The sequence below is a fragment of the Pseudomonas sp. Irchel 3E20 genome (assembly GCF_900187645.1).
In the GTDB taxonomy this organism is placed as follows: Bacteria; Pseudomonadota; Gammaproteobacteria; order Pseudomonadales; family Pseudomonadaceae; genus Aquipseudomonas.
On sequence record NZ_FYEE01000023.1, the window covers coordinates 1 to 20,973 of the forward strand.

The window sequence follows — 20,973 nt, forward strand, 5'->3', positions numbered from 1 at the left end:
CGTATTTTTCGACGAGGTTCTCGGCGGTAATGCCCATGTGGTAGTCGTTGAAGGCATCCCACAAGCCGTCGCTAATCAGGGTGTCGACCATTTGCGCGTGGCCCATGCGCAGGCCGGTGCGCGCGCCCGGCAGCACGTAGGGGGCCAGGCTCATGTTTTCCATGCCGCCGGCAATGATGACTTCGGCATCGCCACAACGGATGGCCTGGGCGCCCAGGTGCAGGGCCTTGAGGCCCGAGCCGCAGACTTTGTTCAGGGTCATTGCTGGTACGGCGTGGGGCAGGCCGGCGAGGATCGCCGCTTGGCGCGCCGGGTTCTGCCCGGAGCCTGCGGTGAGGACCTGGCCGAGGATCACTTCATCGACTTCACTGGCGGCCAGGCCGGTTTGCGCCAGCAGGCGGCGAATCACCGCTGCCCCCAGCTGCGGCGCGGGAATACTGGCCAACGCACCCTGGAAACTGCCAATGGCGGTGCGGGTAGCCGCGACAATCACAACGTCTTGCATAGTGTTTGCTCCTTGGGTTCGGCGGTTCAGGCGAACTGCATTTCGGGCACGTGGTCAGGGACGATCAGTTTGCCGGCGGTCTTGCTGACGATTTCCTCGACGCTCACGCCTGGGGCGCGTTCCTTGAGGATAAAGGCGCCGTCCTGGATCTCCAGGTAGGCCAGGTCGGTCAGCACTCGCTTGATGCAGCGCGCGCCGGTCAGCGGCAGGCTGCAACGGCTCAGCAGTTTGGATTCGCCATCCTTGGAGGCGTGGGTCATGGTGACGATGATGTTCTCCGCGCCGGCCACCAGGTCCATGGCGCCGCCCATGCCCTTGACCAGTTTGCCGGGGATCATCCAGGAGGCGATGTTGCCTTGCACATCCACCTCGAAGGCGCCAAGCACCGTGAGGTCGATGTGGCCGCCGCGGATCATGGCGAAGGATTCGGCGGAGGAGAAAATCGAAGCGCCGACGCGGGCGGTGACGGTTTGTTTGCCGGCGTTAATCATGTCGGCATCGACTTCATCTTCGGTGGGAAAAGCGCCCATGCCCAGCAGGCCATTTTCCGATTGCAGCATGACTTCCATGCCTTCGGGGATGTAGTTGGCGACCAGGGTGGGAATGCCGATACCCAGGTTCACGTAGTAGCCGTCCTGCATTTCACGGGCGACGCGCTGGGCCATTTGTTCGCGGGAAAGTGCCATTGTTGTTGTTCCTTGCATGCGGTCCGGGGCGGGGGTTACTTGCGTACGGTGCGCTGTTCGATGCGCTTCTCGAAGGTGCCGCAAATGACCCGGTCGACGTAGATGCCGGGGGTGTGGATCTGCGAGGGGTCCAGCTCGCCGGGTTCGACGAGTTCTTCGACCTCGACCACGGTGATCTTGCCCGCCGTGGCGGCCAGGGGGTTGAAGTTCTGCGCGGTGTGGCGGTAGACGACGTTGCCGAAGTGGTCGGCTTTCCAGCCCTTGACGATGGCGAAGTCGCCGGTGATGGATTCTTCCATCAGGTACGGGCGGCCGTTGAACTCGCGGGTTTCCTTGCCGTCGGCCACCGGGGTGCCAACGCCGGTGGCGGTGAAGAACGCCGGGATGCCCGCGCCGCCGGCACGCATTTTTTCGGCCAGGGTGCCTTGGGGGGTGAGGTCGACTTCGATTTCGCCGCTGAGCAGTTGCTGCTCGAACAAGGCGTTTTCGCCGACGTAAGACGCCACGACCTTGCGGATCTGCCGGTCTTCGAGCAGCACGCCCAGGCCAAAGCCATCGACGCCGCAGTTGTTGGAGACCACGGTGAGTTCACGCGTGCCTTTGCGTTTGATCTCGGCGATGAGGTTTTCCGGGATGCCGCACAGGCCGAAGCCGCCGCAGATGACGGTCATGCCGTCTTCGAGGCCGGCCAGGGCTTCCTCGTAGGACGCCACACGCTTATCGAAACCTGCCATTGGGACCTTCCTCTTTTATTGTGGGTTTGACGCAGTGTTGCGCCGAGGCATTCATTTGTTAAGTTGATTTTTAAGGATGATTGATTTAGAAAACCAATTATTAGCGGCAAGCGGCAAGTCATAAGTTGAGTGGAGGTGGTGTGACGGTTAAGCAGATACGGGCGTTCCTGGCGGTGGCGCAGAGCTTGAGCTTTGCGTTGGCGTGTGAGCGGTTGCATTTATCGCAGTCGGCGTTGAGTTTGACCATCAAGGCTTTGGAAGAAGGTTTGGGCGGGCGGTTGTTTAGCCGTACCACGCGTAACGTCAGCCTGACGGCCGAAGGGGAAGCCCTGCTGCCGTTGGCGCGGCGGTTGATCGCCGATTGGGACAACGCCGAAGATGAACTGCGTCAGCGCTTCACCCTGCAACGGGGGCGCGTGACACTGGCGGCCATGCCTTCGTTTGCCGGCAACCTGCTGCCGCCGATCCTCAAGACCTTTCGCGGGCGTTACCCCCAGGTCAATGTCACGGTCAACGACGTGATTAACGAGCAGGTGCTGGAAATGGTCCGCGACCGCCAGGTGGAACTGGGGGTGGCGTTCGAGCCGGGGCCGGGGTCGTCGTTGCATTTCACGCCGCTGTACCTGGACCGCTTTGTCGCCGTGGTGCCCGCCGACTGCGCCCTGGCGCGGCACACGCAGGTGGATTGGGTGACGCTGCTGGAGCACCCCTTCATCACCCTGCAACGGCCCTCGACCGTACGGGTGATGCTGGAGGAACACTTGCAGGCGCGGGGGATGAAGTTGCCGGTGGAGTTTGAAAGCCATCAACTGGCGACCGTGGGGCGTATGGTCGCCAGTGGCTTGGGGGTGAGCGCGGTGCCGGCCCTGTGCGCCGGGCAGATGCGCGAATTGGGCGGCCATTGCCTGACCCTCAGCGAGCCGGTGGTGGAACGCGCCATCGGCGTGCTGACCAAACCCGGCCAGGAGTTGTCGGCAGCGGCCCAGGCGCTGTTCGACAGTTTGCTGGCGGCGCACTCACTCGCCGCGGATGTACTGCTCTAACTGGCGGATCAGGTCGGCCTGTTCGGCGATGGCTTCCTTGACCAGGTCACCGATGGACAACAGGCCCAGCAACTGGCCGTTTTCCACCACCGGCAAATGGCGCAGGTGGCTGTCGGTCATGATGCCCATGCAGCCTTCGACGGTTTGGTGGGAGTCCACGGTGATGACCGGCGAGCTCATGATGTCGCTGACCGGCGTGCCCACCGACGAGCGCCCCTTGAGCACCAGTTTGCGGGCGTAGTCCCGTTCGCTGATAACCCCCACCACCACGCCGTCCTTGACCACGGGCAGGGCGCCGACGTTCTTCTCGGCCATTTTCATCAAGGCTTCGAGCACCATTTGGTGAGGCGCGATGGTGTGCACTTGCTGGTTGTGCTGGGCCTTGAGCTTCAGGAGTTGGGCAACGGTCTTCATGGTGGGCCTCGACGGTGGCATGCCGGGCGGCAGAAGGTGCCGCCCTGTAGTGTTTGACGCAGCGCGCGTTAATACAGAATCGTGGAGTGCGGCCCGCAGGGCAAGGGCCAAAGCGGCATGCAAGCGGGTGAAAAACGTCATTTTTCGGCAAATTTTCAGCGATTGGCGCGAAAACCTGCCTCAGCCTCACCCGACAGACGTACCTCGGCGCCACTGATGGCATTGCGCTTTTAGCGCTACGCTCAATAAAATCGGGCGCGTCGCGGTGATGTCACTGTGTGGTGGCACTGTTTGGCCGGGCCGGATATCGCAAGCACTCAACCCGAAGGAGGCGTCCATGAACCCGTTGCATTGGCCCGCAGTGCTGTTGCTGGCGTGGGCCGCCAGTGCGCCCGTGTGGGCCCAGGGCTCATGCCCGCCTGGCTATGGCAAGAATTGGCAAGGCCAGTGCCTTGATTGCTCCAAACCGATGTCCGAAGCCCTCTGTGCCGGGGATGCCGGCGGCTATTCCACCAGCGCCGAGCCCGACCGCGTCGGCCAGGCCTCCGAGGCCTTGGGCGCGGTGGGCGACTACCTGCAAAAACGCGCCGATGCCCAGGACCGCGAGGCGCAACAGCAACGCCAGCAGGCCGAGCAACAGGAAGCCCTGGAAAACCAGCGCAACGCCCGGGGCGTGGCGGCGTTCAATAACGCGGTCGATAACCTGGAAAACACCGACTGGGAAAGTCAGGCCTTGCAGAGCCAAGCGCCCCGCCCCGGCAAAAAAGGCCTGGACTGCGACTGCGGCACAGTAGTGGCCCGTTGCGAGGCCACCATCGATTCCCTCAAGCGCACTGGCAAGACCGGTTTCAGCTTCCGCGTGTCATCCACCGAGGCGCAGTGCTCCAAGGTCTCCTACTTCATTGATGGGCGGCCCAACCTGACGGTTCTTAACCGCCGTTCCTCGGCCATCGAACAGGCTTCGGGGCAGAAGAACCTGACCTTGCAGCAGTTCGATATCGAGCGCTGCGAGGTGTGCGCCAGCCAGTAGCAAGCGGGCTCGCCCGCGCTCGGTCGCGTAGCGGCCGTAAAAACGCTGTAAGGCACACCATTGGCACCCCAGCGCGGGCGAGCCCGCTTGCTACAACAACCACAACGAGGACCCGCGGGAGGCTTATGAAAATCCTGATGATGGTATTGCCCTTGGTGGCCGTGCCGGCCCTGGCCGCCGAACTCAAGCAAGTGCGGGTGTTGCCCGGCGAAGCCCGGCACATCTCGCCGGCGCTCAAGCGCCAGTACGAGTACGACCCGGAAATCGGCAAGGTCGGCACCGCGGCGGCCAAGCTGCAATCGGTGACCATGGCCGACGGCAAGGCCTACCCGGCGTGGGGCTATGTGTATACCGGCGACGGTGGCACGGTGACGCGCCTGCCGATCTACCACGGCTTCGCCGCGCTGCAGAGCTACCAGGCGCCCGATCAGATCCAGAACTGCGGCACCAAGGACAGCCTGACCGCCAACACCAAAGTCGTGCTGTCGAAGACCAGCCCCTGGCCGGCGCCGGTGTTCAAGGTCTACAGCGAAGAGCTGTACTCGCGCCAACCCCTTGATTGCGTGACCCAATGGACCAAGTCCTACCCCACTGAACCGGTGGTGATCCAGACCAAGAAACTCACCGAATGTCGCCAGTTGCGCAGCGGCCCGGCGCGGGAGCTGAGCGCCAACCTGGCGGGCAAGCTTTATGAATACAACTGTAAAAGCTTCACCCTGGGCAGTTACGAAGGGGCGAAGATGACGCCCACGGCCGACGCGACCGTGGTGTATTCCGACTACCTGGACACCGTGGTCAGCGGCAAGCTGCACAACGTGCCGGGGGTGGACTTCGACTACACCGCGCAACCGGCCCAGCGCCTGAGCTACACCTTTTTGGACGAGGCCGGCACGCGCCAGACCCTGGAAGTCAGCAGCCAGTTCGGCTGGGGCATCCCCTAGGTTTCAGCGCCGTGGCGCTTGCAGGTACGACACCACGCTTTCGGTCAGTTCGGTGGCCAGTTTCACGCAGGCCGGGTTGCGCGCCATCACAGCCGCCACCAGGCCTTCGATCAGGGCCAGCACGGCGATGCTGGAACTGGTCAGCACCGGGTGCTCGGCGGGGGCGAAGAGCACTTGGTCGGCCAGGGCGGTGAGCGGCGAGGCAGGGGAGTCGGTGATGGCCAGCACGCGGGCGCCGCGTTCGTGGGCAAAGCGGGCCAGTTGCAGGGTGTCCAGGGAGTAACGCGGCAGCGAGATGGCCAGCAGCACGTCCTGTTCGGTGATGGCGGCGAGGCGATAGGCGGCGTTTTCGTTGCCGCCCTCCATGCTGATGGCGCAGGCATCGGCGCAGAACGGCATCAGGGTCGCGGCCGCATAACCGGCCAGGTACACGCTGTTGCCAAACCCCAGCACATAGATCTTGCGCGCCGCCGTCAGGCCTGTGACAAAGGCCTCGAACGCCTCGCCCGGGTTGTTGCTGGCGGCGGTGGCGAGGTTGCTGCTGGCGATCTGGATTTGCTCCGGCAGGCCAAAGGCGCCGTCGGGGCGCTGGGCCAGTTGATCGCGCAGTTTGTCCACCGGCGAGACCATCTGTTGCAAGGTATCGATCAACTCGGCGCGCATGCCAGTGTAGCCGCCCAGGTCCAGGGCTTTGGCCAGGCGATTGACCGCCGCTGGCGAGGTGGCGGTTTCCTGGGCCAGTTCCTCGATGGTCAGGGTGGCGGCCTTGAGCGGGTGGCGCAGGATGAAGTCGGCCACCTTGCGCAGCGAGGGCGGCAGGTCGCTGATGATCTGCGCCAGTTTGCGCATCACCGGGGTGGCGTAGACCGTGGTGTCGGAGGCGGGGCTCGGCATGGGCGATGCAACCTGTGTGAAGGCGCCCCGCGCCAGTGGCGTGGGGCGGGGACGTCAGTCGGTGAGCAAGCGGCCCTGGCGCAGCACCTGGGTGCCGGCGACCTTGGCCAGCCACAGCCCAGGTTGGGCGAAACGCAGGCGTTCGCGGGCGTAGAGCAAACCGTCGGTGGTGGCGTGGACCACGCTGTGGCGGTCGGTGAGCGGGTCGAGGACTTCAAACAACGGGTCGCCGACCCGCACCCGCGCACCCACCGCTTGCAGGAAGCTGACCACCCCCGCGTGGGGGGCGTAGGCGTATTGGGTGGCGGCAAACGGCGTGGCGTCGCAGCACTCGCCGGGCACGGGTGGCCAGTCGCCGGCGATCAGGCCCTGGTCGGCCAGGTAGGCGAGGATCTGCTCGGCGCAGGCGATGCTCGGTTCGCGGTCGGTGTCGGTCATGCCGCGCAACTCCAGGGTACTGGCCACGCAGGCCAGGGGCACCGGCACCTGGGGGAAGCGCTCGGCCAGTTGCACCCAGGGCAGCGAGCAGGATTCGTCGAACGCCTTGCCGCCGGAATCATCGGCCAGCAACACGGCCCCGGCCTCCAGGCGCGCGGCGAGGGGGCGGATCTGCGCCCAGTGCTGGGGGATGGCGTAAAGCAGCATCACACCCTCGAAATCGCAGTGCAGGTCCAGCACCAGGTCGGCGTCGCAGGCGTGTTGCAGCAGCAGGCGGCGCAGGCCTTCGGTCTCCGACTGCGCGGCGGGCAGGGCGGCGATGGCCTCGCCCATGGCGGCACGGATCAGGGCGACGTTGGCGTCGGCGTCTTGGGTCAACTGGCCGTCGATGCGCGGTGCGACGGCATCGGCCAGTTGCGGGAAGTCACGGTTGAAATTCTTGCCGCTGGAAAACTCGAAGCGGCCTTGGTGGGTGCCCTGGAACATCTGCGCCAGGCCAATGGGGTTGGCCACCGGCACCAGTTCGATCACCCCGTTGAGGCGGCCCTGTTGTTCCAGCTCCCGCAGGCGCGCCTTGAGTGCCACCGCCACGCGCATGCCCGGCAGTTCATCGGCGTGCAGCGAGGCCTGGATATAGGCTTTGCGCGGGCCCTGGCCAAAACGAAAGACCGACAACTGCCGCTCGGTGCCCATGGCACTCCAGGGCAGCAGGTGTTGAATGTGTTCCATGCAAATCCTTAGTGGGAGCCCTGGCGCGCGCGCCAGGGTGAACGCGGGGGCTTAGCGAGCGCCGTAGATGTCGAAAGTGAAGTATTTGGCCATCACTTTGTCGTAGGTGCCGTTAGCGCGGATAGCGTCGATGGCGGCATCCAGGCGTTCCTTGGTTTGGACGTCGCCCTTGCGGATGGCGATGCCGGCGCCTTTGCCGAAGTATTCCGGCTTGCTGGCGGTGGACGGGCCGACCATGGCGAAGCCTTTGCCCTGCGGGGTTTGCAGGAAGCTGTCGTTGGTGAACACGCTGTCGGCCAGGGCGGCGTCGATACGGCCGTTCTGCAGGTCAAGGAACGCTTGGGCCTGGGTGTCGTAGCGCACCACCTCGATGCCGGTTTTTTCCAGTTCGGCAGTGGCGAAACGGTCGTAGGTGGAGGCACGCTGGACTCCGACTTTCTTGCCCTTGAGCTCGACCAGCGAATCGCTGAGCTCAGTGCCGGCCTTCATCGTGTAGCGGCCAGGGGTGTGGTAGTACTTCTTGCTGAAGTCCACCGACTTGAGGCGGTCGGGGGTGATCGACATGGACGTGACCGCCGCGTCGATCTTCTTGGTGTTGAGCGACGGGATCATGCCGTCGAACGCCAGGACCACCCATTGGCACTTGACCTTCATTTCTTCGCACAGCGCATTGCCGATGTCGTAGTCGAAACCGCCGAGCTTGCCTTGCTGGTCTGCGTAGTTGAACGGCGGGTAGGCCGCTTCGATGCCCATGCGCATGGTTTTTTGATCGGCGTGGGCAAACAGACTGACGGCGCTAAGTACCAAAGCACCGAAAACGTGGGTCTTTTTCAAATGGTTCACTCCTGTGTGGGACGTGCGGGTGGTCATTACCCTTGGCCAAAAGGTTGGCGCGGCTATAAATGACAGGTTTTATTTCACAAATCAATCCACTGAAAGTAAACGTATCAACCCCGCCAGCGCCCAGCAAAAAGGGCGCCGAAGCGCCCTGTGGGAATGGCTGTAGCAAGCGGGCTCGCCCGCTGACTACCTTAGGCGGTGGTGGTTTGTTCCTGGCCTTGGCGCAGGCGTGTGCTGATAAGCGCCGCGACCACCAGCAACCCGGCGATTACCAGCAAGCCGTTGCGGGTGCTGCCGGTGGTTTGTTCGATCAGGCCCATCACCGAGGGGCCGACGAAACCGCCGAGCAAGCCGCACGTGGTGACGAACGCCAGGCCCGCCGCCAGGGCCGTGCCGCTGAGGCGGCTGGAGGGGAAGACGAAGATGATCGACTGCACCACGAACAGCATCAGCGCGGTGAGCGAGAAACCGATCAGGCCGATGTAGGAGTTGGAGAACGACGCCAGCAACAGGCCGCTGGCCATGGTCAGCAGGCCGAAGAACAGGATGCGCCGGCAGCGCTGCGGTGAGGTGGCCAGGCGTGGGAACGTCGCGGCGCCGATGGCGGCGGCGATCCACGGCACCGAGGTCAGCAGGCCGATTTGCAGGGGCGTCAGCGCGCCATAGGTGCCGATGATGCCGGGCAGGAAGAAGATCACCGTGTAGATGGTGATCTGATGCACGAAGTACACAGCAATCGCCAGCCAGATCTGCTTGTCGCGGAACATCTGCCCCAGGCGGCTTTGCTGCGGCGAGGCGGCGCGCTCGGCGCTCAGGCGTTCTTCGATGGCGCGGGCCTGGGCTTTGGTCAGCCAGGAGGCGGAGGAGGGGCCGTCGGGCAGTTTTTTCCATACCACGTAGGCCAGGGCCACGGCGGGCAGGCCTTCGAGCACGAACAGCCACTGCCAGCCGTGCCAGCCCAGCCAGCCGTCGAGTTCCAGCAAGGCGCCGCCCAACGGGCCGCTGAGGATGTTGGCCAGGCACACGCCGAGCAGGAAGTAACCGGTGGCCCGTGCCCGTTGTTCGCGGTTGAACCAGTAGGTCAGGTACAGCATTACGCCGGGGAACAGGCCGGCCTCGGCCACGCCCAGCAGCAGACGCATGATGTAGAAGGAGGTTTCGCCCTGGACGAACGCCATGCCTGCGGACAACAGGCCCCAGGTAATCATGATCCGGGTGATCCAGAACCGGGCACCCACGCGTTGCATGATGAGGTTGCTGGGCACCTCGAACAGCGCGTAGGTCAGGAAGAACAGCCCCGCGCCCAGGCCATAGGCCGCGGCGGAGAGGCCCAGATCGATGCCCATGCTGGCCTTGGCCAGGGCAATGTTGGTGCGGTCGAGGAAACTCATCACGTAGACCACCACCAGCAGTGGCATGAGTTTGCGCAACAGCAGGCGGTTCAGGCGGCTTTCATCGGTGACGCCGGCAGTGCTTGCCTGGGCCGCCGCGGTACTTAGGATTGTCATTTTTATAGTCCTAATGTGGGCAGGTACAAAGGGTCAAACCGGTGGTGCAACCCTTGCCCGCCGGGGCGGGCAAGGGGAGTGGGGCAGTGTTCGCGGACTATTGCGGCTCCAGGTCCACCCAGATAGCGCCGCCAGGGTACTGATATCGCTCCAGGGTTTGCGCGCTCATTTCGATGCTGTAGCCCGGTTGCTGGGGTGGCATGTAGCGCCCGCGGCGGATCACCACAGGTTCCAGGAAGTGCTCGTGCAAGTGATCGACGTATTCGAGCACGCGATTTTCCAGGGAGCCGGAAACGGCGATGTAGTCGAAGATCGAGATGTTCTGCACGTACTCGCACAGGCCGACGCCGCCGCCGTGGGGGCAGACCGGCACGTCGAACTTGGCGGCCATCAGCATCACGATCAGCACTTCGTTGAGGCCGCCCAGGCGCGCGGCGTCCAGTTGGCAGAAGTCCATGGCCTGGGCCTGGAACATCTGCTTGAACATCACCCGGTTGTGGCAGTGCTCGCCGGTGGCGACGCCAATGGGCTTGATGCGCTGGCGGATGGTGGCGTGGCCGAGGATGTCGTCGGGGCTGGTGGGCTCTTCGATCCACCAGGGGTTGAACGCGGCGAGGCGGCGCATGTTAGCGATGGATTCATCCACGCCCCAGACCTGGTTGGCGTCCATCATCAGGGTCAGGTCCGGGCCCAGTTCTTCACGCAGGATCGCGGCGCGGCGGATGTCTTCTTCCAGGTTGGCGCCGATCTTCTGCTTGACGTGGGTCCAGCCGTCGGCCACGGCTTCGCGGCACAGGCGGCGCATTTTCTCTTCGCTGTAGCCCAGCCAGCCTGGCGCGGTGGTGTAGCCGGGGTAGCCTTCGCGCAGCATGTGCGCTTCGCGCTCGGCCTTGCCCGAGGCCTTGCGGCGCAGCAGGGCGATGGCTTCTTCGGGGGTGATGGCGTCGGTCACGTAGCTGAAATCCAGGCACGCCACCAGTTGCTCGGGGCTCATGTCGGCGAGCATTTTCCACACCGGTTTGCCTTCGGCCTTGGCCCACAGGTCCCACACAGCGTTGACGATGGCGGCGGTGGCAAGGTGGATCACGCCTTTTTCCGGGCCCAGCCAGCGCAGTTGGCTGTCGCCGACGGTGATGTTGTGCCAGAAACCGCCCATGTCGGCGGTGATGTCTTCCAGGGTCTTGCCGACGATCAGTGGCGCCAGGGATTGCACGGCGGCGCAGCAGATCTCATTGCCACGGCCGATGGTGAAGGTCAGGCCATGGCCTTCCAGGCCTTTGTCGGAGTCGGTGTGCAGCACCACATAAGAAGCCGAATAATCCGGCGCGCTGTTCATGGCGTCGGAGCCGTCCAGCGAACGGGAAGTCGGGAAACGGATGTCGCGTACGCTCAGGTGGGTAATTCGAATGCTCATGGCGAACTCTTTTTTGTAGGTGACGTCTTGGAAGCCCGACTGTAGGGTGAGCGGCGATATAGGCATAATCGTCGATTCGTATAGATGGATACCAAAATTGATATGTCAGAGCTGCCCGTCAAACCCTCGCTGCCAGCGGCCAAAACCTTCAGCCCGCTGAAGATTTCCAGCCGCCAGATCGCCTTGCTCAATGCCCTGGGCGAGTACCGCAACCTGCGCCGCGCCGCCACGGCCATGCACACCACCCAACCGGCGGCGAGCCTGCTGTTGCAGCAACTGGAAGAGCGCCTGGGGGCCAAGTTGTTCGAGCGCTTGCCCCGGGGCATGGAGCCGACCCTGTATGGCGAAGTGATGCTGCATTACGCCCAGGGCGCGGTGCATGAGTTCGAACACGCCGAAGCGCAACTGGCGGAGCTGGCCCGGGGCGCCTCGGGCCTGGTGCGCATCGGCACCGTGATGGGGCCGGTGCCCACGGTGTTGACCCGGGGCGTGCTGGCCTTCAAGGCCGACAACCCGAAAGTGCGCATCAGCATCGAGGTGGGCACCAGCGACACCTTGCTCCCGGCCCTGGTGCGCGGCGACTACGACGTGGTGCTGGGGCGCCTGCCGGACCAGAGCGACAGCCAGGGCCTGAACATCGAGCTGTTCGAACAGGGCGAGCAGATGCGCGTGATCGCTCGCCCCGGGCACCCACTCGCCGGCGCGGCGCGCTTGAGCCTGGCCGACCTGATGGCACTGACCTGGATTCTTCACCCTCTCGACAGCCCCATGCGCCGCCGCGTAGAAAACGCCCTCAACGCCGGCGGCATGGTGCAGGCCCTGGATATCGTCGAAACGGCCTCGATCCTGGCCACCACCGCCATGATCGAAGCCTCGGACATGATCGCTGTGGTGCCCAACGATGTGGCCGAGCACTACGCGCGCTACGCCATGGTGGCGATTTTGCCGGTGGAGCTGCCGATTTCCATGGTCAACCTTGGCCTCTTGACCCGCCAAGCCCGGCCCCTGGCCCCGGCGGTGAGCCGGTTGCTGGGGTACTTGCGCGAGTGTGGCAAGGGCTGACCCACCTGCAACATGGTGGGAGCGAGCCGGCTCGCTCCCACACAGCGGTGATCCCACACAGGCCAGCCCTTGCTTAAGTGACCCAGCGCACCCCGCCCGCTAGACTCCCCGCCATTTCCCCAAGGACATCGCCCATGCCCCCGGCCATTTCCCATCCTGCCTTCTGCAATTGGTTGCGCTTCAAGCACCTGGTGCTGATCGACACCCTGGCCCGCACGCGCAACATGCACACCACCGCCCAGCAGATGAACCTCAGCCAACCGGCCCTGAGCAAGATGCTGCGCGATTTGGAGGAGCAGTTCGGCTTTGCCCTGTTCGAGCGCCTGCCGCGCAGCATGCCGCCCACGGAGCTGGGGGAGTACGTGGTGCGCTACGCCCAGGTGTCGCTTAACGATTCCCAGCGCTTTGTCGATCAGGTCAATCGCCTGCGCCAGGGCGGCCACGGCTTTTTGAAGGTGGGTGGGATCTTCGCCGCCACCTCGGTGGTGCTGCCCGAGGCCATTGCCCTTATCAAGGCCCGTAGCCCGTTGTTGTCGATTGAGGTGGTGGAGCAGTCCAGCGACCACTTGCTGGCCATGCTGGAGCAAAACAAGCTCGACCTGATAATCGGCCGCTTCACCGATGAGCGCTTCGCCCAGCTCTTCGACTTCCAGCCCCTGGGCCCGGAGCCGTTCTGCCTGGTGGTCAACCATCGCCACCCGCTGGCGCAAGGCCCGGTCAGCCTGGCCGACCTGAGCCAGTGGCCGTGGGTGCTGTACCCGGTGGGCACGCCGATCCGCGCACGCATGGAGGCAGCCTTCGCCGCCGTGGGCCTGGCCACGCCGGCCAATACGGTGGACACCATCTCCATGCCCACCTTCCTGCAACTGCTGCAATCGGGGCCGATGATCGCCATGCTCCCGGAGTCCATGGTCAGCGCCCACCTGCACAACGGCTTGCTCAAAGCCCTGGACACGCCGCTGCAACTGGCGCCCCTGGACTACGGCATCCTCACCCGCAAAAACGAACGCCTGACCGGGCCGACCCGGGAGTTTGCGGAAATCCTCCTGGAATTCGCCCGCCAGCGCCGTAATGGGGAAATTGCCTGAAGCGATAACCTGGGGTTATCGGTCAATCGCAACCTTTCATTGGGCAATGGCCCGGCAGCTCCTTAGAGTGGTTATAGACCTGCTCGATCCTGATCGAGCACGTAATAACAAGAACCTACGGTGTAACCGTCTCTGAGAGGTTCCATGGAACTGATTGCCAAGACCCAAGGCTTTGACACCCGCGCGGCCGTGATCCGCCTCAACCCCTTGGACAACGTATTGATCGCCCGCCAGGCCCTGCCCGCAGGCCTGGTGCTGGCCGCCGAGCAAATCACCGTGCGCCAGGCTGTGCCGTCGGGGCACAAGGTCGCCACCGTGCGCATCGAGCAGGGCCAGCCCCTACGCCGCTACGGGCAGATCATCGGTTTCGCTTCGCAGACCATCGAAGCCGGCGACCATGTGCACGTGCAGAACGTAGAAATGGGCGACTTTTCCCGCGATTACGCTTTTGGCGTCGACGCCCATGAGGTGCCGGCCAGCGAAGCGTTTTTTGACGGCATCGTGCGCGCCGATGGCCGGGTCGCCACCCGCAACTACGTCGGCATCCTGACCTCGGTGAACTGCTCGGCCACCGTGGCCCGGGCCGTGGCCGACCATTTTCGCCGCGACATCCACCCCGAAGTGCTGGCCGCCTACCCGAACATCGACGGCGTAGTGGCCCTGACCCACGGCGCCGGTTGTGCGGTGGATCCCAGCGGCGAAGCCCTGGGCCTGTTGCGCCGCACCTTGGGTGGCTACGCGGTACACCCCAACTTCGCGGCGGTGTTGATTATTGGCCTGGGCTGCGAAACCAACCAGATTGAAGACCTGCTGGCCACTCAGGGCCTGACCAAGAGCGATCAACTGCGCGCCTTTACCATTCAGGGCGTGGGCGGCACCTCGAAAACCATCGCCAGCGGCATTGAACAGGTCAAGAGCCTGCTGGCCCAGGCCAACGAGGTGAAGCGCGAGCGGGTCAGTGCCAAGCACCTGGTGGTGGGCCTGCAATGCGGCGGCTCCGATGGTTATTCGGGGATCACCGCCAACCCGGCCCTGGGCAACGCAGTGGATCGCCTGGTGGCGGCCGGCGGCACGGCGATTCTCTCCGAGACTCCGGAAATCTACGGCGCCGAACACCTGCTGACACGCCGTGCGGTGAGCCGTGCCGTGGGCGAAAAACTCATCGCCCGTATCCACTGGTGGGAAGCCTACTGCCAGCGGATGAACGCCGAACTCAACAACAACCCCTCGGCCGGCAACAAGGCCGGGGGCTTGACCACCATCCTGGAAAAATCCCTGGGGGCGGTGGCCAAGGCCGGCTCCAGCAACCTGGTGGATGTCTATGAATACGCCCAAGCCGTGCGCGCCAAGGGCCTGGTGTTTATGGACACCCCCGGCTACGACCCGGTGTCGGCCACCGGCCAGGTCGCCGGCGGCGCCAACCTGATCGCCTTCACCACCGGGCGCGGCTCGGCCTACGGCTGCGCGCCGGCGCCCTCGATCAAGTTGGCGACCAACAACCGGGTGTTCGAGTACCAAGAAGAAGACATGGACGTGAACTGCGGCGGCATCGCCGACGGCAGCACCAGCATCCAAGAGCGGGGCGCCTACATCTTCCAGATGATGCTCGACATCGCCTCCGGCCAACGCAGCAAAAGCGAACAGCACGGCTACGGCCAGAACGAATTCGTGCCGTGGCAGATTGGCGCGGTGACGTGATCGCGCGCCCCCGGCTGATCTGCTGTGGAAGCGGGCTTGCCCGCCACAGCGGTGGGTCAGTTGGCAACTGTATGGCCTGACAGTCCGCCATCGCGGGCAGGCCCGCTACCACTGGGTTGTGTGGCTGCCGGCCCTTTTTTTACTTTTCACCAAGGGAACTCTTCAAATGAACCTCTCCGGATTCAACTTCATTGACGGTCAACGCAGCGCCGAAGGCGATACTCGCCTGCACAGCGTCGACGCCACCACCGGCGAGCAACTGCCGGGCGCGTTTTTCCAGGCCACCCTGGGCGAGGTCGACCTGGCCGTGGAAGCCGCCGAGCGCGCTTTCCCGATCTACCGCAACCTGCCGGCCGCGCGCCGTGCCGAGTTCCTCGACGCCATCGCCGACGAACTCGATGCCCTGGGCGATGACTTCGTAGCCCTGACCTGCCGCGAAACCGCATTACCCACCGCCCGTATCCAGGGCGAGCGCGGCCGCACCAGCGGGCAGATGCGCCTGTTCGCCCAAGTGCTGCGCCGTGGCGACTTTTACGGTGCGCGCATCGACCAGGCCCTGCCCGAGCGCAAACCGCTGCCGCGCCCGGACCTGCGCCAGTACCGCACCGCCGTGGGCCCGGTGGCTGTGTTCGGCGCCAGCAACTTCCCGCTGGCGTTCTCCACCGCCGGCGGCGACACCGCCTCGGCCCTGGCCGCCGGTTGCCCGGTGGTGTTCAAGGCCCACAGCGGCCACATGGCCACGGCTGAGCGGGTGGCCGAAGCGCTGGTGCGCGCCGCCGAGAAAACCGGCATGCCCACGGGCGTGTTCAACATGATTTTCGGCGGCGGTGTCGGCGCTGCGCTGGTCAAGCACCCAGGCATCCAGGCCGTGGGCTTCACCGGCTCCCTCAAGGGCGGCCGCGCCCTGTGCGACATGGCGGCCGCGCGTCCGCAACCGATCCCGGTGTTTGCCGAAATGTCGAGCATCAACCCGGTGTTGGTCCTGCCCCAGGCCTTGCAGGCCCGCAGCGCGGCCATCGCCAAGGACCTCAGCGCCTCGGTGGTTCAGGGTTGCGGCCAGTTCTGCACCAACCCGGGCCTGATCCTGGGCATCGCTTCGCCGCAGATGAGCGCATTTGTCGAGCAACTGCGCGCGCACATGGCCGAGCAGGCGCCACAAACCATGCTCAACGCCGGCACCCTGGCCAGCTACGGCAAAGGCCTGGCGGCGCTGCACAGCCACCCTGGCGTCAGCCACCTGAGCGGCCAGCCACAAAGCGGCAACCAGGCCCAGCCGCAACTGTTCCAAGCTGATATCAGCCTGCTGTTGGAACACGATGAACTGCTGCAAGAGGAAGTCTTCGGCCCGTGCACGGTGGTGGTACTGGCCGCCGACCGCAAAGAGCTGCTGCGCGCCGTGCGTGCCCTGCAAGGCCAACTGACCGCCACCCTGTTGGCCGAAGACGCCGACCTGGTGGAGTTTGCCGAGCTGTTGCCGATCCTCGAACAGCGCGTCGGCCGCGTGCTGCTCAACGGCTACCCGACCGGGGTGGAGGTCAGCGACGCCATGGTCCATGGCGGCCCGTACCCGGCCACCTCCGACGCCCGCGGCACCTCGGTGGGTACGTTGTCCATCGACCGCTTCCTGCGCCCGGTGTGCTTCCAGAACATCCCCGATGCGCACCTGCCCGACGCTCTGAAAAACGCCAACCCGCTGGGCATCGCCCGCCTCGTGGACGGCCAGAGCAGCACCCGCGCCTTGGGCTGACCCGCCCCGACGTTCTCGCCCCCTGACCGCCAGGGGGCCTTCTCCTACATCACCTTGCGAGTGTTGCGATGAACAACAACCTGAATTTGAGCGCCAACGCCCACGTGTTCGATACCGGCACCTGGGTGGGCCGCGTGTGCCTGCCCAACGAAGGGCCGGCCGTGGTCCTGCTGAAAAACGCGGCGGTCTACGACATCAGCGCCCATGTCGCCACCGTTTCGGCCCTGCTGGAACTGGACGACCCGGCAACTTGGCTGCGGGGCGTGCCCCTGGGCGCGCCGTTGATGGAACTGCAAACCCTGCTGGACAACAGCGACCCGGCCCGCCAGGACCGCAACCAGCCTTGGCTGCTGGCGCCGATCGACCTGCAAGCGGTCAAGGCTGCCGGCGTGACCTTCGCCGCGAGCATGCTGGAGCGGGTGGTCGAAGAGCAGGCCAAGGGCGACCCAGCCGTGGCCGACGCCATCCGCGGCACTCTGGTGGCGCAAATCGGCAGCGACCTGTCGCAGATCGTCCCCGGCTCCGAGCAGGCCCAGGCCTTGCGCGCGGTACTGGTGGAGCAGGGCCTGTGGTCGCAGTACCTGGAAGTGGGCATCGGCCCCGACGCCGAGATCTTCACCAAGGCCCAGCCCCTGTCGGCGGTCGGCCACGGCGCGTTGATCGGCATCCACCCCAAGTCGAGCTGGAACAACCCCGAGCCGGAAGTGGTGCTGGCGGTGAACAGCCTCGGCAAGATCCAGGGCGCGATGCTGGGCAATGACGTCAACCTGCGCGACTTCGAGGGGCGCAGCGCATTGCTGCTGTCCAAGGCCAAGGACAACAACGCCTCCACCGCGTTGGGGCCGTTCCTGCGCCTGTTCGACGACAGCTTCGACCTGGACGACGTACGTGCCGCCGAAGTGGACCTGCGTGTCACCGGCGACGATGGCTTCGTCATGCAGGGCCGCAGCTCGATGCGCCAAATCAGCCGCGACCCGGCCGACCTGGTGCAACAGACCCTCAACGAAAACCACCAATACCCCGATGGCCTGGTGCTGTTCCTCGGCACCCTGTTCGCCCCCAAACAAGACCGCGACCAACCCGGCGGCGGCTTCACCCACAAACCGGGCGACGTGGTCAGCATCAGCAACCCACTGCTGGGCACCCTGTGCAACCGCGTCACCACCAGCGACCAGGCCCCAGCCTGGGAATTCGGCTTGCGCGCCCTGATCGAAAGCCTCGATCGCCGCGGGTTGTTGCAGGTGGCGGTGAAGGCACGCTGAGCCTGTGTTGTTGTAGCCAGTGGGCTGGCCCGCGTTCGGTCGCGTAGCGGCTGGAAAAACCGACCTGGCGTCACACCGCTGGAGGGGCGCTGCGCACCCCGGCGCGGGCGAGCCCGCTTGCTACAGGGTCATGGGGTGCGTGGCGTATGCCTTTGGCTGACAAAGCCAAACAACGTATAGCCACTTAAGGTAAACAACGCCCCCAGCATCAGCGCCTGGGCGCCGGAGCTGTATAGCGCCAGGTAGCTGTAGGCCGAGGCGAGCAGGGCGATGAGGTTGGTCAGGCGGGCTTGGCCCGGGGCGATGCCGGCGGCTTTCTGAATGGTCATCACGGCGGCCATGGACAGGATGTAAGGCACGATGTTGGTGACCACCGCCAGGTTCACCAGGGTGTCGAACTGCTTGCTCAAGTCCGGGTTCAGGGTCATCAGCACCAGCACCGTTTGCAGGCCCAGTAGGATCGACATGCCCCACACGGGCGCCCCGGCGCTGTTGAGGCGGGCGAACACGGGCAGGAAGTAGCCGGCGTCGGCCGAGCTCTTGAACACCTGGGCGATGGTGAACTGCCAGCCCAGCAGCGAGCCGGCGCAGGCGACGATCATCATGCCCATCACCATATCGCCCACCAGGGGCGTGAACATCTTGGCGAACACCAGGCCGAAAGGCGCGGTGGAGCTGACCAGTTCCGGGTTGGCGACGATCCCGGCGATCACGTTGGTGGACAGGATGTACACCAGCGCCGCGCCGAGGGTGCCGCCCAATACGGCGATGGGCACGTTGCGCTCGGGGTTTTCCACGGCGTCGCTGTTGGCGCAGGCCGATTCCAGCCCCAGGAAGGCCCACAGGGTGATGGACACCGACGCCGTGGCCGCATGCCACCAGCTCGCGCCGTGGGGGTTCCAGGCGGCGCGGTAGACCGAGGCGTCGAACCAGAACCAACCGACCGTGGCCACCACCAGCACCGGGGCGATGATGCCCCACACCGTGACCGCGCCGATTTTGCCGGTAACCTGTGCGCCGCCAAAGTTGGGCAGGGTGGTCAGCCATAGCAGGGCGATGGTGGCCAGGCCGATCTGCAGGGCGCTCAACTGCCAGCCGAACAGTTCTTGCAGGTAGCCGATGGCGGTGATGCCGATGGCCACGTTGGCAATCAGCAGCGAGCTGCCGTAGGTGTAGTTGGTCAGGTAGTTGCCGGCCTTGCCGAAGGCGTATTCGGCGTAGCCACCCATGCCCCCGGCCTTGCGGCTGAGCATGCCGCACCGGGCGAAGGCGTAAGCCAGCGCCAGGGAGCCGGTGGCGGTCACCAGCCAGGACAGGATTGAAATGCCGCCGACCTCGGCCAGTTTGGCCGGCAGCAGGATGATCCCCGAGCCGAGCATGTTCACAGCGGTGAGCAGGGTTAGCTGCATCACGTTCATTTTCTTGGGCAGGGCCATCCAACCAATCCTTGGGCGCGGGGAAGGCTGTAGCTGTAGCGGATTATCGGCGTGATGCCAAGTGGACATTTGCCCGGCGAAGCGCCACTCTCGCCGGGGTTTGCCAATGGCTAAAGCGAATCTTTGCGTGACGCCTGGCGATTACGAGCGTCATAGACCCGAACGAGCGGCGCGGCATGGCCTGCGCCGGCTCTCGGAATTTTGAAAGAGGGAGACCTTTTATGATCGTCAAACCGCGTGTCCGTGGTTTTATTTGCGTGACCACCCACCCGGTTGGCTGCGAAGCCAACGTCAAGCACCAGATCGACTACGTTACCGCCCAGGGGCCGATTGCCAACGGGCCGAAGAACGTTTTGGTGATCGGGGCTTCCACCGGCTATGGCCTGGCAGCGCGCATCAGCGCCGCGTTCGGCTGTGGCGCCAACACCCTGGGCCTGTTCTTCGAGCGTGAAGGCGACGCAGGCAAACTGGGCACCGCCGGCTGGTACAACAGCGCCGCGTTCCACAAGTTCGCCGAGGCCAAGGGCCTGGTGACCAAGAGCATCAATGGCGACGCGTTCTCCGATGCCATCAAGCAGATCACCATCGACACCATCAAGAAAGACTTCGGCGGCAAGATCGACCTGGTGGTCTACAGCCTCGCCTCGCCACGGCGCACCCACCCCAAAACCGGCGAAGTGTTCAGCTCCACCCTCAAGCCGTTGGGCAAGTCCATCACCCTGCGCGGGGTGAACACCGACAAGGAAGTGGTGCAGGACACCACCCTGGAACCGGCGACCCAGGAAGAGATCGACGGCACCATCGCGGTCATGGGCGGTGAAGACTGGCAGATGTGGATCGACGCCCTGCATGGCGCCGGTGTCCTGGCCGAAGGCGCGAAAACCACCGCGTTCACCTACCTGGGCGAAAAACTCACCCAGGACATCTACTGGAACGGTTCCATTGGCGAAGCCAAGAAGGACCTGGACAAGAAAGTCGTGGGCATCCGCCAGCAACTGGCTGATATCCAGGGCGACGCCCGGGTATCCGTGCTCAAGGCTGTGGTGACTCAGGCCAGTTCGGCGATCCCGATCATGCCGCTGTACCTGTCGCTGCTGTTCAAGGTGATGAAGGAGCAGGGCAGCCACGAAGGTTGCATCGAGCAGGTCTATGGGCTGTTCCGCGAGAGCCTGTACGGCAGCAACCCGCTGATCGACGAAGAAGGTCGCCTGCGTGCCGACTACAAGGAACTGGCCCCCGAGGTACAGGACCGCGTCAAGGCGCTGTGGGACCAGGTCACCAGCGAAAACCTGCACGAATTCACCGATTTTGCCGGCTACAAGCAGGAGTTCCTGCGCCTGTTCGGCTTCGAGATCGAAGGCGTGGACTACGAGGCTGATGTCAGCCCCGATGTTGAGATCAAGAACCTGATCCAGGGTTGATCTGCACCCCTCCAACCCTTGCCCGGTGACGGGCAAGGGTTTTTTATTGCCGGGTGATTTTGCTGGGCGAGGGGCGGGGCGCT

General features: G+C 64.6%; 19 protein-coding genes. 9 read left to right on the plus strand and 10 right to left on the minus strand.

What is annotated here, in order from left to right; all coding sequences use genetic code 11:
* The 3 genes from CKW13_RS23715 to CKW13_RS23725 form a co-directional block, all read right to left on the minus strand.
* On the minus strand, positions 1–505 hold a 505-nt coding region (locus CKW13_RS23715; RefSeq protein WP_305886499.1), incomplete at its 3' end, for a beta-ketoacyl synthase N-terminal-like domain-containing protein.
* Between the two features lie 26 nt (positions 506–531).
* On the minus strand, positions 532–1,191 hold the full coding sequence (locus CKW13_RS23720) for a CoA transferase subunit B (protein WP_095111195.1): 660 nt from the start codon (positions 1,189–1,191) through the stop codon (positions 532–534).
* A gap of 35 nt (positions 1,192–1,226) precedes the next feature.
* Positions 1,227–1,925, minus strand: coding sequence for a CoA transferase subunit A (locus tag CKW13_RS23725; protein ID WP_095111196.1), 699 nt, complete (start codon positions 1,923–1,925; stop codon positions 1,227–1,229).
* A 140-nt stretch (positions 1,926–2,065) separates the two neighbouring features.
* Here CKW13_RS23725 and CKW13_RS23730 point away from each other — a divergent pair, with 140 nt between their 5' ends.
* On the plus strand, positions 2,066–2,968 hold the full coding sequence (locus CKW13_RS23730) for a LysR family transcriptional regulator (RefSeq protein WP_095111197.1): 903 nt from the start codon (positions 2,066–2,068) through the stop codon (positions 2,966–2,968).
* Here the strand turns inward: CKW13_RS23730 and CKW13_RS23735 are convergent.
* Positions 2,942–3,382, minus strand: coding sequence for a CBS domain-containing protein (locus CKW13_RS23735; RefSeq protein WP_095111198.1), 441 nt, complete (start codon positions 3,380–3,382; stop codon positions 2,942–2,944). The two genes, CKW13_RS23730 and CKW13_RS23735, sit on opposite strands and share 27 nt — an antisense overlap.
* Before the next feature lie 337 nt (positions 3,383–3,719).
* Between CKW13_RS23735 and CKW13_RS23740 the strand changes: the two genes are divergently transcribed.
* Both CKW13_RS23740 and CKW13_RS23745 read left to right on the plus strand, forming a co-directional pair.
* Positions 3,720–4,412 (plus strand): hypothetical protein, encoded by a 693-nt coding sequence (locus CKW13_RS23740; RefSeq protein ID WP_095111199.1) that lies wholly within the window; start codon positions 3,720–3,722, stop codon positions 4,410–4,412.
* A 125-nt stretch (positions 4,413–4,537) separates the two neighbouring features.
* Entirely contained in the window at positions 4,538–5,353 is an 816-nt protein-coding gene (locus CKW13_RS23745) for a hypothetical protein (protein WP_095111200.1), read from the plus strand.
* Between the two features lie 3 nt (positions 5,354–5,356).
* On the opposite strand, the gene CKW13_RS23750 is transcribed toward CKW13_RS23745, so the two are convergent.
* The 5 genes from CKW13_RS23750 to CKW13_RS23770 form a co-directional block, all read right to left on the minus strand.
* Complete coding sequence (locus CKW13_RS23750) at positions 5,357–6,247, minus strand: MurR/RpiR family transcriptional regulator (RefSeq protein ID WP_095111201.1); 891 nt, start codon at positions 6,245–6,247, stop codon at positions 5,357–5,359.
* A 54-nt stretch (positions 6,248–6,301) separates the two neighbouring features.
* A complete protein-coding gene (locus CKW13_RS23755; RefSeq protein WP_095111202.1) occupies positions 6,302–7,414 on the minus strand; it encodes a succinylglutamate desuccinylase/aspartoacylase family protein in 1,113 nt (370 codons plus the stop codon).
* 51 nt (positions 7,415–7,465) lie between these two features.
* Positions 7,466–8,284 carry an ABC transporter substrate-binding protein gene (locus CKW13_RS23760; RefSeq protein WP_371856255.1) on the minus strand — a complete coding sequence of 273 codons (819 nt, stop codon included), beginning with the start codon at positions 8,282–8,284 and terminating at the stop codon, positions 7,466–7,468.
* A 161-nt stretch (positions 8,285–8,445) separates the two neighbouring features.
* Complete coding sequence (locus CKW13_RS23765) at positions 8,446–9,762, minus strand: MFS transporter (RefSeq protein ID WP_095111204.1); 1,317 nt, start codon at positions 9,760–9,762, stop codon at positions 8,446–8,448.
* Positions 9,763–9,859: 97 nt separating this feature from the next.
* On the minus strand, positions 9,860–11,176 hold the full coding sequence (locus tag CKW13_RS23770; RefSeq protein WP_095111205.1) for an L-fuconate dehydratase: 1,317 nt from the start codon (positions 11,174–11,176) through the stop codon (positions 9,860–9,862).
* 102 nt (positions 11,177–11,278) lie between these two features.
* Between CKW13_RS23770 and CKW13_RS23775 the strand changes: the two genes are divergently transcribed.
* From CKW13_RS23775 to CKW13_RS23795, 5 genes are all read left to right on the plus strand, one after another.
* Positions 11,279–12,238 carry a LysR family transcriptional regulator gene (locus CKW13_RS23775; protein WP_095111206.1) on the plus strand — a complete coding sequence of 320 codons (960 nt, stop codon included), beginning with the start codon at positions 11,279–11,281 and terminating at the stop codon, positions 12,236–12,238.
* A gap of 134 nt (positions 12,239–12,372) precedes the next feature.
* A complete protein-coding gene (locus tag CKW13_RS23780) occupies positions 12,373–13,326 on the plus strand; it encodes a LysR family transcriptional regulator (RefSeq protein WP_095111207.1) in 954 nt (317 codons plus the stop codon).
* A 144-nt stretch (positions 13,327–13,470) separates the two neighbouring features.
* A complete protein-coding gene (locus CKW13_RS23785) occupies positions 13,471–15,024 on the plus strand; it encodes a UxaA family hydrolase (protein WP_095111208.1) in 1,554 nt (517 codons plus the stop codon).
* A gap of 166 nt (positions 15,025–15,190) precedes the next feature.
* A complete protein-coding gene (locus CKW13_RS23790; RefSeq protein WP_095111209.1) occupies positions 15,191–16,771 on the plus strand; it encodes an aldehyde dehydrogenase (NADP(+)) in 1,581 nt (526 codons plus the stop codon).
* A 68-nt stretch (positions 16,772–16,839) separates the two neighbouring features.
* Entirely contained in the window at positions 16,840–18,033 is a 1,194-nt protein-coding gene (locus CKW13_RS23795) for a fumarylacetoacetate hydrolase family protein (RefSeq protein WP_095111210.1), read from the plus strand.
* Positions 18,034–18,161: 128 nt separating this feature from the next.
* Here CKW13_RS23795 and potE read toward each other — a convergent pair whose 3' ends face one another.
* Entirely contained in the window at positions 18,162–19,469 is a 1,308-nt protein-coding gene (gene potE, locus CKW13_RS23800) for a putrescine-ornithine antiporter (protein ID WP_095111211.1), read from the minus strand.
* Positions 19,470–19,690: 221 nt separating this feature from the next.
* Between potE and fabV the strand changes: the two genes are divergently transcribed.
* Positions 19,691–20,890: an enoyl-ACP reductase FabV gene (gene fabV / locus CKW13_RS23805; protein WP_095111212.1), complete on the plus strand. Its 1,200-nt coding sequence runs from the start codon at positions 19,691–19,693 to the stop codon at positions 20,888–20,890.
* Positions 20,891–20,973: the final 83 nt, after the last annotated feature.